At 66.4% G+C, this 13,639-nt stretch carries 10 protein-coding genes; 2 read left to right on the top strand and 8 right to left on the bottom strand.

The window, feature by feature from the left end; all coding sequences use genetic code 11:
• Positions 1-307 precede the first annotated feature (307 nt).
• Entirely contained in the window at positions 308-1,378 is a 1,071-nt protein-coding gene (locus MTR65_RS12475) for a class I SAM-dependent methyltransferase (protein WP_243800649.1), read from the bottom strand.
• 28 nt (positions 1,379-1,406) lie between these two features.
• On the bottom strand, positions 1,407-2,855 hold the full coding sequence (locus tag MTR65_RS12470; RefSeq protein ID WP_243800648.1) for an FAD-dependent oxidoreductase: 1,449 nt from the start codon (positions 2,853-2,855) through the stop codon (positions 1,407-1,409).
• A gap of 277 nt (positions 2,856-3,132) precedes the next feature.
• Here MTR65_RS12470 and MTR65_RS12465 point away from each other — a divergent pair, with 277 nt between their 5' ends.
• Together MTR65_RS12465 and MTR65_RS12460 are read left to right on the top strand one after the other, a co-directional pair.
• A complete protein-coding gene (locus MTR65_RS12465; protein ID WP_243800647.1) occupies positions 3,133-4,551 on the top strand; it encodes an MFS transporter in 1,419 nt (472 codons plus the stop codon).
• Positions 4,548-6,110 carry an MDR family MFS transporter gene (locus MTR65_RS12460; RefSeq protein WP_243800646.1) on the top strand — a complete coding sequence of 521 codons (1,563 nt, stop codon included), beginning with the start codon at positions 4,548-4,550 and terminating at the stop codon, positions 6,108-6,110. Before MTR65_RS12465 ends, MTR65_RS12460 begins: the two co-directional genes overlap by 4 nt.
• A gap of 73 nt (positions 6,111-6,183) precedes the next feature.
• On the opposite strand, the gene mqo is transcribed toward MTR65_RS12460, so the two are convergent.
• The 6 genes from mqo to MTR65_RS12430 all read right to left on the bottom strand — a co-directional run bounded on the left by mqo (position 6,184) and on the right by MTR65_RS12430 (position 13,600).
• Entirely contained in the window at positions 6,184-7,872 is a 1,689-nt protein-coding gene (mqo, locus tag MTR65_RS12455) for a malate dehydrogenase (quinone) (protein ID WP_243800643.1), read from the bottom strand.
• 302 nt (positions 7,873-8,174) lie between these two features.
• A complete protein-coding gene (locus MTR65_RS12450; RefSeq protein ID WP_243800642.1) occupies positions 8,175-9,065 on the bottom strand; it encodes an FAD:protein FMN transferase in 891 nt (296 codons plus the stop codon).
• Between the two features lie 122 nt (positions 9,066-9,187).
• On the bottom strand, positions 9,188-10,045 hold the full coding sequence (locus tag MTR65_RS12445; RefSeq protein ID WP_243800641.1) for a DUF4198 domain-containing protein: 858 nt from the start codon (positions 10,043-10,045) through the stop codon (positions 9,188-9,190).
• A 63-nt stretch (positions 10,046-10,108) separates the two neighbouring features.
• On the bottom strand, positions 10,109-10,606 hold the full coding sequence (locus MTR65_RS12440) for a DUF2271 domain-containing protein (protein ID WP_243800639.1): 498 nt from the start codon (positions 10,604-10,606) through the stop codon (positions 10,109-10,111).
• A 24-nt stretch (positions 10,607-10,630) separates the two neighbouring features.
• Positions 10,631-11,317: a PepSY-associated TM helix domain-containing protein gene (locus tag MTR65_RS12435; RefSeq protein WP_419145046.1), complete on the bottom strand. Its 687-nt coding sequence runs from the start codon at positions 11,315-11,317 to the stop codon at positions 10,631-10,633.
• Between the two features lie 177 nt (positions 11,318-11,494).
• Positions 11,495-13,600, bottom strand: a complete 2,106-nt coding sequence (locus MTR65_RS12430) for a TonB-dependent receptor domain-containing protein (protein ID WP_243800637.1) — start codon at positions 13,598-13,600, stop codon at positions 11,495-11,497.
• Positions 13,601-13,639: the final 39 nt, after the last annotated feature.

The following is a 13,639-nucleotide window of genomic DNA, read 5'->3' as shown; positions in this document are numbered from 1 at the left end:
GCAGCAGTGCGGCGCCTGCGGCCAGCGCGGTCGCGAGTGCGGGAACGGCGGCGGCGGCGCGCAAGGTGCGGCAGCGGTCGGCGCGGCGTTTCTCGGTACGGGTCGTGATGGACTTCATGGTTACGCTTACCCCCCTCTTGGTCGTGTCTCTGGTCGTGCCTCTGGTCGTGGTTGTGCCTCGGTCGTGTCGAATGGCGTGCGGACGCACAGGTCCTCGCGGGGCCGCGCAGATAGCGGCTCCGGGTGTTCCGGCAATGCGGGGAACCCGCCGGGGGCTGGACAGCCCCGGCGCGTGGAATGTGGTGGCCTATTCGGGCTTTCTCGCGATGTAGCAGGCGATGCCCCAGTGCCGGTTCTCGCCCTTCTCGACCTCGAAGCCGGCTTCGCGCAGGGTGTCGAGGAAGTCCTTCTGGCCGAACTGGTGCGACCAGCGCTCGGCGTTGTAGACGTGGTCGATCCAGCCCATGAAGCGGCGGTAGGGATCGTTCGAGCGGGCACGCCCGGTGTGGAAATCGGTCACGTCGAAGACGCCGCCCGGACGCAGGATGCGGAAGACTTCCTTGACGATGTCCTTCGCGCCCTGCTCGGACACCTCGTGAAAGAGGATATAGGCCGCGACGATATCGACGCTGTTGTCCGCGAACTTGGTGTCCTCGGCGAGGCGCTGGGCGAAGTGGACAGGCGTTCCCAGTTCCACCGCGCGGCGGTGGGCATAGCGCACCAGCGGGCCGCCAACGTCGAGGCCCCAGACCTCGGCCTCGGGGAAGGTTTCGGCAAGCGCGACACTGAGCCGGCCGATGCCGCAGCCAATGTCGACGATGCGTTCGATCTTGCCGTCCTTCGGCTTTGCCAGCGTCTCGGCAATGCCGAACTGGAATTCGTCCTCGTTGTTCTGGCCCTTGTAGAAGGTGTTGGTGCCGTAGTGGTAGAGGGGCCCGGCAAAGTCGTTGCCGGTGTAGCCGCCGGGCTGGATGTGGATCTCGTGCTTGACGTAGTCGGGCATCTCCATGCCGGTGTTGAGCTCCAGCGTGCCCGGGCCCTTGTCGTCCACGTCCTGCATGTCGGCGTGGTAGAAGTCCTTGTGCTGCTCGTAGTGGTCAAGCACGTTCTGCCACATCAGCTGCTGGCTGGAGAGCCAGGCGCGCACACGCGTGGCGATGACCGGATCGTCATGGAACTGGTCGCGGAAGGCATCGAGCGGGGCGTCCTCGGCGTTGATACGCAGGTCCGCCATGATCTCGTCGGCGCGTTCGCGTGCGGGCTTGTCGAGATCGTTGTAGGTCCAGTTGCGAAAGCCCAGGACGAAGTCCGAGTAGCTTTCGACATCGAGACTGCGCACGCGGCGGTTGCGCTTGGAAAATCCGCGGTCGGTCAGCATGGAAGGTCTCCTTGAAAGGCGCGTCCGGTCATGCCGGGCTCTGTGCGGCGATGTGGGTGTGCGATGCGATGGCTGCGGCGGAGAGGCGCTCGCCCAGCAGCTTGCCGAAGGTGAGCGCGGAGGACATCGTCGATCCGCCGAGGAACACCGCGCCAAAGACGCCCATGCCCAGCACTTCGCCTGCGGCGTAGAGGCCCGGGATCGGCGCGCCGTCTGCGTCCGTTACGCGAAGCTCGCCGTCCACCGTGATCCCGCCCCAGGTCACGACCGAGGTCGAGACATGGCGGACCGCGTAGAACGGCGCCTGGGCTATGGGGCAGGGCATGTGCTCGCGCCCGAAGGCGTCCTCGCCGCTTTGCTGCCCTTCGTTGTAGGCGGCGATGGTGGTCTCCAGCGTAACCGCGTCGAGCCCGCATTTTGCGGCCAGTTCGGATATGCTGGTGGCCTCGACGAAATCGGGGCTCTGCGTGAAGGCGCGCGCGACCTTTTCCGGTTCCCACCGGAACAGCGGCGGAGCTTCGGCCCGGATGCGCGCATCGTAGATCGTCCAGAAGGCCTGGCCCGGCTGGGCGCGCAGCGCGCGCTCGCGCCCGTCGGGACTGGGCAGGTCCTCACGCATGAAGCGCTGGGCCTGCATGTTGACGTTGATTTCCCAAGGCGCGCGCATCGAGGGCGCGACCATCGAGTGGATCCAGAAGGTCCCGGGGGCGTCGATGTCTTCCGAAGCGCCATAGGTGGGCAGGAAGTTCTGCGCATGAGCAAGGACCGCGCCAGCCGCTTCGGCCGCGATATGCCCGTCGCCCCGGCAGGTGGGCCAGGCGTAGGTGCGGTAAGGTGTGCCGGGATGCAGCCGCTCCCACAGCACGGAATTGGCGCCGTAGCCCCCGCAGGCGAGCACCACGTTATCGGCCTCCAGCATGGTCTGCGATCCATCGGCTCCGCGCACGTCCACACCGACGACGGCGCCCGTGGCATCGCAGGCCAGCGCCGTCAGGCGCGTTGCCAGCCTGAGCTCAATGGCCCCTTGCGCGACCAGTTCGAGGACCTTGGGGACAAGCGTGTCGACAAGGTCCTTGCCCCCGCGCGGCGGAGTGAAGGTGCGCGGCGCATCATAGGCTTCGTGCGCGGCGCTGAAGGTGGGCATCTGCTCGCCAAAGGGGACACCTTCGGCATAGAGCCAGTCGATGGTGGCGCCCGCGTTGTCGGTCCACACACGCAGCACATCGTCCTGCGCAGTCCGGCCGCCGATGGTGAGGCAATCGCGGTAGTGGCGTTCGGCGCTGTCCTCGATACCCTTGGCCGCCTGTACCTTCGTGCCGCCGCCTGCAATGCTCCCGCCTGTCAGGTGCAATGTGCCGCCCAGCTCTTCGGCGGCCTCGACCAGGATGACACGGGCCCCGCCGCGCGCGGCCGTGATCGCCGCGGGAAGTCCTGCCGTACCGCCGCCGATGATCGCGATGTCCCAATGCTCTGCCATGGTCGCCCCCCTGCAAGGCTGCACGTTGTGCCGCGCCGTTCGGACTGGGCCGAAAAATCAACGGGCCAGTCCGGGTCAAATCCCCATGGCATGGAGCGTAAGTCGCAAGGCAAGGTTGGAACAATAGTCGAAATAGGCATATCTAAAAGGCCCTCTGGACATGCCCAATTTAGTGGAAAGCGTCCCGCCTCTTCATATGCTTGAGCCCTGATTGGAGGAGCTGGACGCCAACTGGCGTGCCCCTTTCTTCCTACCTTCAGCGCGAAAGGCACCGTCCATGAACAGGCGCGATTCGTCCATCTCCTGCGAGCAGGCCGCCCCGGCACGGATCGGCCCGATTGTCCTGGCCCAGGGTGTCCCGGTGCGCGAGGTCTTCGTGTTCCTGTTCATTACCGGGATCGCGGTGATGGTCTCGGCCTTCATCAACCTGATGCAGCCTTACGTCTTCTCCGAAATGATCGGCATCGCGCCCGAGCGGCAGGGGCGGCTCGCGGGCCAGCTGATGACCGTGCAGCAGGCCGTCGTGCTGGTCTGCGTCAGTTTTGCCGGCGCGCTGGCCGACAAGATCGGGCGCAAGGCGCTGCTGGTCTTCGCGCTGACCGGCTACAGTCTGGCCGCCGTTGCCTATCCGCTCGCGGGCGGTGTCGTCACGTTGTTCGTCATCCGCTTCTTCTTCGGCATTGCCTCGAGCACCCACACCGCAAGCGGACCGCCCAAGTTCTACGATTATGTCGACAACGGCTCGCGCGGGAAATTCATGGCGTTGGTGATGATCTTCTACGGGCTCATCAACATCCTGATGGTGGGCGTGATCGGGGGCGCGCTGCCCGGCTGGCTGAATGCGGCCGGGTATGACGTGGCGCAGGCAGGCACCTTCGCGCTCTGGCTGTGCGGCGCGGTGGGGTTTGGCGCGGCCATCGTGACCGCGCTGTTCCTGCTGCCCGACAGGCCCGAAGGCCCACCGCCGGGCACCGTGCGCGCGCCGCTGATGGCGCGCGCGACAAGCGGTTTTCGCGACCTTACCCGCAATTTCGGCCGCATCTTAGGCTACACCCGCACGAACCGCCGTTTCGGCGTCCTGCTCCTGACCTCCTTCGTGGTGCGCACCGACGAGGCGGTGGTGGGCTCCTTCTTTGCGCTGTGGATCACGCTGCGCGGCGCGCAGGAGGGCGTCTCGACCACCGAGGCGCTGGCGATTGCGGGCACGGTCATGGCGCTGATGCGTGTCTCCTCCTTCGTCGTGCCCCCAATCCTGGGCCCGATCCTCGACAAGGTGGACCGTCTCTTCATCTATATCCTGAGCCTCGTGCTGGTGGGCGCGGCGTTTCTTTGCGCACCGCTGGTCGACAGCGTGACGGGCTGGGGCATCTTCATCCTCGCGCTGTTCATCGGCCATGCCGAGAGCACCCAGACCATCGCCCAGCAGGCCCTCTTCGGCGAAGAGGCGCCCGCCGACCTTCGCGGCACCGCCTATGGCCTCCTCGCCTTCTTCGGGACGGTGAGCGTGGTCGTGGTCTCGTTCGTCGCGGGCTACCTCTTCGACATCATCGGGCTGACCGCGCCCTTCGTGATGATCGGCGTCCTGCACATGATCTTCTCGGTTGCGGCGCTGGCCTACCTCGGTGTCAGCCGTCGGCGCGGCGGTGCGGAGACAGCGGTTGAGGATGGCGCGGCCTCTGTCGGAGTGAGCGGATGAGCGCGGCGGATAGCGTTGAGGTGCCGGCGCAGGGGCGTTTGCGCTTCTGGGTAACGCTGGTGGGGCTTTTGATGACCACCGCGCTCGCCTCGCTCGACAATTTCATCATCAACCCCGCGCTGCCACTGATCGTCAGCGAGTTCGGCGGGCTGGAGCGTCTCTCCTGGGTGATGACCGCCTTCATGCTCGCCTCGACGGTGACGATGCCGCTCTATGGCAAGTTCAGCGACATCCACGGGCGGCGCGCGCTGTTCACGGTCTCGATCACGTTCTTCCTCCTCGGCTCCCTGCTCTGCGGCCTGGCCAGCTCGATGCTCCAGCTCATCCTCTTTCGCGCGGTGCAGGGACTGGGCGCAGGCGGCGTGCAGGTGCTGGCGATGACAACCATGGGCGACATCGTCAGCCCGCGCGAGCGGCCGCGCTACCAGGGCCTCTTCAACCTCACCAATCTGCTGGCCGGGATTGCCGGGCCGGTAGTGGGGGGCGCGGTGACGCAATACTGGGGCTGGCGCTGGGTGTTCTACATCAACCTGCCGATTGGCGCACTGGCGCTGGCGGTCCTGTGGTTTGTCCTCCCGCGCCGTCTTGCCCATCGCCGCGAGCATGTGATCGACTTTCCCGGCATTGCCCTGCTGGTGGTCGGCACGGTCAGTTTCCTGCTGCTGCTGGGCGCGCTGGAGGGGACACGCGCGGCCTCTGTCTGGGAAATGGCGGGCATGGGGCTTGCCTGCATCGGCGCCTTCGCGCTGCTGGTCTGGCAGGAGCGGCGTTCGGCGGAGCCCATCCTCGCGGTCGGTATGCTGGCGAACCCCGTCTTTGCCCGCACGGTCCTGTCGAGCGCGATGATCGGCCTCGCCTTCTTCGGCTCCTCGGTCTACCTGCCGCTGTTCTTTCAGATGGTGGGCGGGCTCTCCACCGCGCAGTCCGGGTTGATGCTGCTGCCCCACGTGATCGCGGGCACCGCGGTCTCGCTGATCGGAGGCCAGATCATCGCGCGCACCGGGCGCTACAAGGCGCCCATCGTGGGCGGCATGGCGCTTCTGGCCTGCGGGTTCTTCTGCCTTGCCGCCGTCACGCGTCTGGAATTGGGACTGCCCGCCTGGATCGTGAGCTGCATGATGATGGGGGCAGGGGGCGGGCTGTGCATGCCCAACCTGATGGTCGCGCTCCAGAACACCGTCCCGCGCGAGGACCTGGGGCTCGGCACCTCCTCGATGCAGTTCTGCAACCAGTTGGCGGCCGTGGCCGGGGTGGGGATCGCCGGGCTGATCCTCTCGCAGCAGATCCGCGCAAACGCGCTCGCCTGGTTTCCGGCCGAACGGGTGGAGGAGGTCGTCAGCCAGGGCGCGGTGCTGGCGCGCACACTGGGCCCGGAAGGTCTCTCCCGCCTTGCGCAGGTCTACGAGAATGCCTTCCTTGTGAACTTCGCAATGGGGGGCGTGCTGACCGTGCTGGCCGCGCTGGTCGCGACGCGCATCCCCCAGATACGCCTGTCCGAGCGGATCGGGGGCGGCCCTGCTCCAGCCCGTTCGCCCGAGGCTCCGGTCGCCGCACGCTGACCTGTGCGAATGCGAAAAAGCCCGGAAGGATCTCTCCTTCCGGGCTTTCCCGTGGGTGACTGGTCTGCGTGCCTTAGAGCGCTTGCATCTCGGAGTTGAGATTGCCCGAGGCGGGCGCGTTGTCGTTGGCCGGGGCCTTCGCGTCTTTGGCGCCCTTCAGATCCTCCGGGACCGTGATGTAGGGCAGCTTGAGCGCGTCGCTGGTGGTCTTGCGGATGCGGTTCACCAGCGCGGGATCATCGTTCAGGACCTTGTCCTGCGCGGGATAGATCGCGTCGAGCTTGCCCTTCCAGCGGCCCGCAACCTGGTCCGGGAAGACTTTCTTGAGGACGTTGTAGGCAATCGAGGGCGAAGTCGAGGCGCCGGGCGAGGCGCCCAGCAACGCGGCGATCGAAGCGTCCTTGGCCGAGACGATCTCGGTGCCGAACTGCAGGATCGCACCCTTCTCGGGATCGTTCTTGATGATCTGGACGCGCTGGCCCGCGGTGATCAGCTTCCAGTCCGAGCGCTGGGCCTTGGGGAAGTACTGCGCGAGCTGCTTCTGGCGGTCCTCGTCGGTGAGGGCAGCCTGGTCGGCAAGGTAGGAGACCAGGTTGAAGTTGTCCGCGCCGACCTTGAGCATGGTGCCCACGTTGTTGTCATAGACCGAGGAGAACAGGTCCCACCACGAGCCGTTCTTGAGGAACTTGGTGCTCTGCAGCGCGAAGGGGCCGAACAGGACGTAGTTCTTGCCGTCGATCTTGCGTGCATCGATGTGCGGGACCGACATCGGCGGCGAGCCTTCGTCCGCCATGCCATAGGCCTTGACGTTGTGGCGGTCGGCGATCTTCGGATCGTCCATCACCAGGAACTGGCCGCCAACCGGGAAGCCGCCGTAGATCTTGCCTTCGGGAATGCCTGAAAGCTGCAGCAGCTTGAGCGCCGCGCCGCCGGCCCCGATGAAGACGAAGCGCGACTTGATCGTGTGGTCCTCGTTCGCGGCGAGGTCGTGCACGGTCACGTTCCAGGTCTTGTCCGCGTTCTGGTGCAGGCCGCGGACCTCGTTGGAGAGGTGCATGTGGAAGCGCGGGTTGCGGCGCAGGCCATCGGCAAGGCCGCGCGTGATCGCGCCGTAGTTGACGTCGGTGCCCAGCGGCATGAACGTCGCGCCGACCTTCTCGGCCGGGTCACGCCCGTCCATCAGGATCGGGGCCCAGTCGGCGATCTGCTTGGGGTCGGTGCTGAACTCCATGCCATAGAACATCGGGTTCGCGGTCAGTGCTTCCCAGCGCTTGCGCAGGAATTCGATGCGCTTCTCGCCGAAGACGACGGCCATGTGCGGCGTGGGGTTGATGAAGGTGGAGGGCTCGGGAAGGTTGCCCAGCTCGACTTCATGCGCCCAGAACTGGCGCGACTTCTCGAATTCGCTGACCGTCTTGACGGCCTTGTCGATGTTGATCGAACCGTCGGGCATCTCGGGGGTGTAGTTCATCTCGGCATAGCCCGAGTGGCCGGTGCCCGCGTTGTTCCACCCGTTCGAGCTTTCCTCGGCGACCTGATCGAGGCGCTCGTAAAGGTGCACGTCCCAGGTCGGTTCGAGCTCCTGCAGGTAGGTGGCGAGCGTGACGCTCATGATGCCCCCGCCGATCAGGACGACGTCGACCGGCTCTTCGTTCTCGGCCTCGGGGTTGCCGCCCCAGCTGACCGGGCGCAGCAGGAACACGGCTGCGGCCACAAGGCAGACGGCCACGACGCCGCCGACGATCTTGAGAGCTTTTTTCATGCGCGCCTCGCTGCGGGCTGCACCCGTTTGGAGGAGGCGATGGGGGGCGTGGTGAACATCGTGTCTCTTCTCTGCTGACCCTGGGAGGGGGAATGCCTGGTGCGCGGTGTGAGCGTCCCGGGACGTTCGCCGCGTGTGATGGCCGCCCTATCCCCATCGCTCTGGCAGAGGTCAAACCGATTCGATATTTATGTAAGTGTATGAAAAAAAGCTGATTAATTCAGCGCAGGAGGCGCATTTGTGCATATTTAGGGCCGATATCTCGGGGTGTGCGTCAAAATATGCACAACTGGGCCGCAGTGTCATTCCATCATGCGCGCAAGGGCAGGGCTGATCCACTCGACGATTTCCTCGCCGCGGCGGACGAGGGCGCGGGCCGCAAGGGCTTCGCGCGTGGCGAGCGCCTCGATTTCGGGCAGGGGCAGGACGCCGAGCGCGGTGGCCCAGCCATCCGCGCGCATCGTCGTCTCGCCGATCACGCTGAGCGCCAGGACATGGTGGACGGGCTGGCCATCGCGCGGGTCTATCGTGTGGCACCCGCGCACGTAGTCGCCCGAGGTGGCGACGGCCTTCCCGCACAGCGCCAGCCGCAAGGGTACGATGCCCTGCGCGAGGGCTGGCGGCGGGGTTTCGAGTTCGACCCACCAGGGATCGCCATCGGGACGCAGGCCGCGGCCTGCGAACTCGCCGCCAATTTCGACGAGGAAGTGGCGCAGGCCCGCCTCCTCCAGTGTCTGGGCGAGGGCATCGACGCCGTACCCCTTGGCAATCCCTGAGAAGTCTAGGTGCAGTCCGCCGGGCTGGCGCAGCCGGGACGTCTCCGCTTCCCAGTCCAGCCGCGTCCAGCCCGAGACGGCGAGCGCGTCGGCTATGGCGCCCTGCGATGGCGGCTGGTGCGGGGCGGGACGCGGGCCGAACCCGTGCAGGTTCACGAGCACCCCGATTGCGGGGTCGAAAGTGCCTTCGCTGCGCGCGGCAAGGTCCAGCGCGGTGGCCATGACCTGCGCGAAGTCGGGTCCGAGGGTGTGCCAGCTTCCCGCCTCTGCGCGGTTGAAGCGGGTGATGGCGCTGTCGCGTTCCCAGTGGCTGAGCTGGCCGATCAGCGTGTCGAGCCGTGCGTTCAGAAGCGCGGCGATCGTCGCGGGGGGCGTGCCTTCGCCCAGCAGGGCCTTCAGGCTCCAGCGCGTGCCCATGGTCTCGCCCTCCAGGGCATGGACCGGCGCGCCCTCGCGCCATCCGGTGAGGATGTCGGGCGAGATGTCGAGGGGGACGGCGATACGCGCGCCGTCCTCCCCGGCGGTGTCGGTCCTGGCGCTCAGGGGGCGACCACTTCGGCGGTGAAGGTGTAGCCCATGCGGCGCTTGGTCGCGCGCGGCTCGGCCGGGTTGGTGTCCTCGGCCTTGGCGTCGATCCAGTACATGCCGGGCGTCGGCCAGGCGATGGTGGCGATGCCGTCTGCGCCGGTCTCGACCGTGGTCACCATCTCGCTTGCCCGGTACTGCTTGGAGCCCGGGACCGCTGTGACCTTGACCCCGGCGGCGGGCTTGCCGTCGATGAGGAAGCGGAAGCGGCCCGGCTCGTTTGCAACGAGGTCATCGGGGTGCGTGAGGGGCTGGAGTTCAAGGCCCTTGCCGGTCGGCGTGAAGGCGTCGGTATCGGGAATGCCCGAGGTCACGAAGGTGCCGTTGGTGCTGAGGTTCTCGACCAGGTCGATATCGCTGGCGCCTTCGGGGATCGCGTCGATGCCGTCCACGCGCTTGTCGCCGGGACGGGGGCGCCCGCGCCCACCTACGCGCCATTCCTCACCGTTCAGCTTGAACGAGCCGAAGTAGCCCTGGCGCGTAACGCCGACCCACCAGGTGCCTTCCTGGTCGATGGCGACATCGAAGGTGCTGCGGTGGCGCGCCTTGGCGGCGTTGAGCATCTCGCCCTTGCTGCCGTCGGGCTTGACGATGGTGAGGATCTCGAGCGGCATGGCCACGTGATCGGGGTTGAACAGGTCGTTCGAGATCGCCCCGTCGAACGAGATCGTCTGGTCGGTGCCCGAAAGTGTCGTGGCCGAAGGCACCAGCCAGAAGCGGTGCGCCGAGGCGGGGCTGGTCGTCAGCGCGAGCGAGGCCAGCGACAGCCCCGAGGCGAGCGCGAGGCGCGAGAAGAGAGTGCGGGAGTTCATGGCAGAACCTTTCTGGGCCCTATCCCGGGCCGGTACGTGACAGGAAATGGGAAGCGGACGACTTCAGCGGATGGTGACGGCGCCAAGCTCGGTCTTGCCCGTGGCCGAGCCCTTGGCGCCGGGCACGGTGATCGGCAGCGAGACGATCTCGCGCCCCCCGGTCTCACGCGCCGCCTCGACCTTGAGGACGTAGGCGCCCTTGGGAAGATTGGCGGGGAGGGGAATGTCATAGGAGGCGGGCGTGCGGGTCGCCCCGCTCACACCGTCCGCCGGGAGCTTCAGACGCCGACCGCCCTTGCGCCACCAGGTACGCAGGTCGGTCAGCCACTTGGTGCCCGGTTCCGCGCCTTTCTTTTTGATGTCGTACCACACGAAGATCGTGCGCGCCGCGCCGCCCGCCTCGGGTTCGAGCCAGGCCGCGACATAGGGCGCGTGGTACTCGGCGACCTTGATGCGCGGAATGGTGACGCGGATCGTCTCGGCGTTCGCCGGGACGGCCAAGGCGCTGGCCGCGCCTGCGACAAGGGCGGTGGCGCCGGTGGTGGTTGCAAGCCGTGGCATCGTGCAAATGGCCTTTCGCTCGGATCAGTGGATGAAGAGGAGGGCAACCGCGAGCGGGATCACCAGACCCAGGCCGGTCAGCGGCCAGGTCAGCGGGCGGTTGCGTGCGTGAAGTTGCAGGAGGACGAGGCCGGTGAGGGTAAAGACCAGGCACGCAAAGGCGAAGAGGTCGATGAACCAGCCCCAGGCCGAGCCGGTGTTGCGGCCCTTGTGGAGATCGTTGAGGTAGGAGATCCAGCCCCTGTCGGTGCGCTCGGCCAGGACTTCGCCGGTTTCGGTGTCGATACTGACCCAGGCGTCGCTGCCGGGTCCCGGCATGGCAAGGTAGATCTCGCCTGGCGCGCTCCAGTCGGCCTCGATCCCGGCGGTGGCGAGGCCGGTGATGTCGCGCACGGCGGCTGCGACGGGCGGGGGCAGCGGGCGCGCCTGGGTGTCTTCGGTGTCCAGCAGGCGCAGCGTCTGGCTGGAGAGAGCTCCCTCCATTTCGGCGCGCACCGGCTCGGCCGGGATGTCGGCGGCGTGGTTGAGGGTGAAGCCCGTGACGGTGAAAAGCAGCATGCCCACGAGCGAGAGCGCGGCGCTGATCCAGTGCCAGGTGTGGAGCTGCTTCATCCAGAAGGCGCGGGCCTTGCGGGGGCGACGTGCCGTACCCGGGGTTGGGGCCGGAGCTGGATGGCGCGTGCCTTTCGCCTCGCTCGTCCTTGCGTGCATGGAAGTCCTTCCGGTGCGGTGTGATGGTCCTGTCGGGGAAGGACCACCATTTATTGCGAATATTTCGCAATAGCGAGTGCAGCCGATGCGCCTCGGGTGCAACCCTCAAGAATGAATACCCCGTATTCAGGCGCCGCATCCCGGAGCCTGTGCCCCGGGATGCGGCGAAGCTTGCTCCTAGAAATCCACCATCAGCGAAGCGCTGAAGCGGCGGCCGTCGAGGACATAGGCAAAGCCGTCCTCGGGCGTGACCTGCTTGTTGGTGACGTTGTAGACGCCCAGGTTCACGCGCAGGCCGTCCCTGGGCTCGATGTTGAAGCCCAGGTTGTAGAAGGTGTAGGGCGCGTAGGTGAAGCCGTTGGTCTGCGACCCGCTCGAATTGGTCGAGCGGCCCGAGGTGCGCCCACGGTAGTTGAGCTGGCCCCAGGCGCGGATCATGTCGCTAAGATCCCAGTCCAGCGAGGCGTTGAACATGTGCTTGGGAATGTCGTTGAGCGGACGCCCCTCGTTGTTGCCCGAGGTCTGCTCGGTGTGGGAGTAGGTGTAGCTGTGGCGGTAGCGCAGGCCGTCGATCAGGCGCCAGTCCAGGGTCCATTCGACACCCTTCAGTTCGGCGGTGTCGACATTGATGTAGCTGGTGTAGCCGAACTGGTGCGCGGGGTAGGTCGTGCCGTTGTATTCGCAGACCTGGTCGGCCTCGCAGATGCGGCCCGTGCGCATCAGCTTGTCCTTGAAGTTGCTCTGGTAGGCCGTGACGCTGGAGGAGACGCCAAGGTCGTGGTTCACGTAGCTGACGCCTGCCTCGTAGTTCACCGTCTTCTCGGGCATCAGGTCGGGGTTGCCGATGATGACGCCCCCGCGCGAGATCGAGCCGAAGTCGGTTGCCGCGCGGCGCAGGCTCGGGACCTTGTAGCCGGTGGTGACGCCGCCCTTGATGGTGAGATTGTTCGTGGCCCGGAACACCGCGTAGGCCTTGGGGCTGAAGCGCGTGCCGAAGGCGCCGCTGTGGTCGACGCGCCCGCTCAGGAGGATCGAGAGGTCATCGACGATCTCCCAGTTGTCCTCCAGGAACGCAGCGTACTGGTTGCGGGTCATCGAGACGATGTCGGTGGGCACGACCATGCCGGGCAGGTTGAGGCCATTGGTGGCGCCATCTTCCAGGCTTTCGTGGAAGTAGTTGACGCCCGCCACGATCTTGTGGCGCTCCAGGCTGATCGCCACCTGCGAATTGGCCACCAGCGTGTCGAAATCGACGCCGTTGCCCGTCTCCGAGTTGGTGCGGGTGGGGTTCGAGGACTTGTCGTAGGTGACGTAGGAATTCCAGATGAGATCGCCGTAAGTGCCCTCGTGCGTCGCGAAGAAGTTGTCGCGCAGGGTCTTGGTGAACGTCAGGTCGTCGTCCTCGGCCAGGCTCTTGCCCGGCGTCGAGGTGCGCTCCTGGATGGTGTGGGTGCCCCCTGCCGTGAAGGTGTTGTCATCATCGAGGCGCAGGCTGAGCTTGGCGCCGACATTGCGACGCTTGAATTCGGGATCGGCGGCCGCGCTGTCGCCCCCGCCCACGAAGTCGGATTCGTCCTGGTAACGCACGCCGCCGGTGAACTGGACCGAGAGGCGGTCGCGGATCAGGGGTACATTCAGCGCGAGGCTGGCGTTGATGCCGTCGTTGGTGACGTCATTGCCCGGGCCCGCCTTGATGTATTCAGTGGTGAAGCTGCCGCTGAACTCGTTGATGACCTTCTTGGTGATCACGTTGATGACCCCGCCGATGGCGTCCGAGCCGTAGAGCGAGGAGGCCGGGCCGCGGATGACCTCGATGCGCTCGATCGAATCGAGCGGCGGCAGGAAATTGATCGGGGTGCCCGCCTGCTGGCCGTTGAGGCCGAAGGCCTGGTTGTCCTGCATACGGCGCCCGTCGATGAGGAACAGCGTGTAGTCCGAACTCATGCCGCGGATCATCACCGACTGCTCGACACCGCCGCCCTGGATGTGGACGCCCGGCACGTTCATCAGCACGTCGGTGATGTCGGTGTAGGAGCGCTGCTTGATCTCGTCGGCGGTGATGACCGAGATCGTCGCGGGCGCATCCTGGACGTTGAGCTCGTAGCCCGTGGCCGAGACCACGATGTCCGCCGGAGCGGCCTCGTCGCGATTCATGCCCACCGACTGCGCATTGGCTGCGGTTGCAGCGTCCGCAGCCGCATCGGCCGCATGGCCCTGTGCCGGCAGCAGCGCGAGCGTGAGCAGCGAGGCGGTGGACAGGATGTGGCGGTTGGTCTTCGGCATGTGGCCCCCTGGATACGAATGCGCCGCTAGCGTGCGCCA

Origin of the sequence: Novosphingobium mangrovi, from assembly GCF_022818885.1 — a bacterium.
Lineage (GTDB): Bacteria > Pseudomonadota > Alphaproteobacteria > Sphingomonadales > Sphingomonadaceae > Novosphingobium > Novosphingobium mangrovi.
Note: the sequence above shows the minus strand (reverse complement) of the source record. Positions and strands in the feature narration are given on the sequence as shown.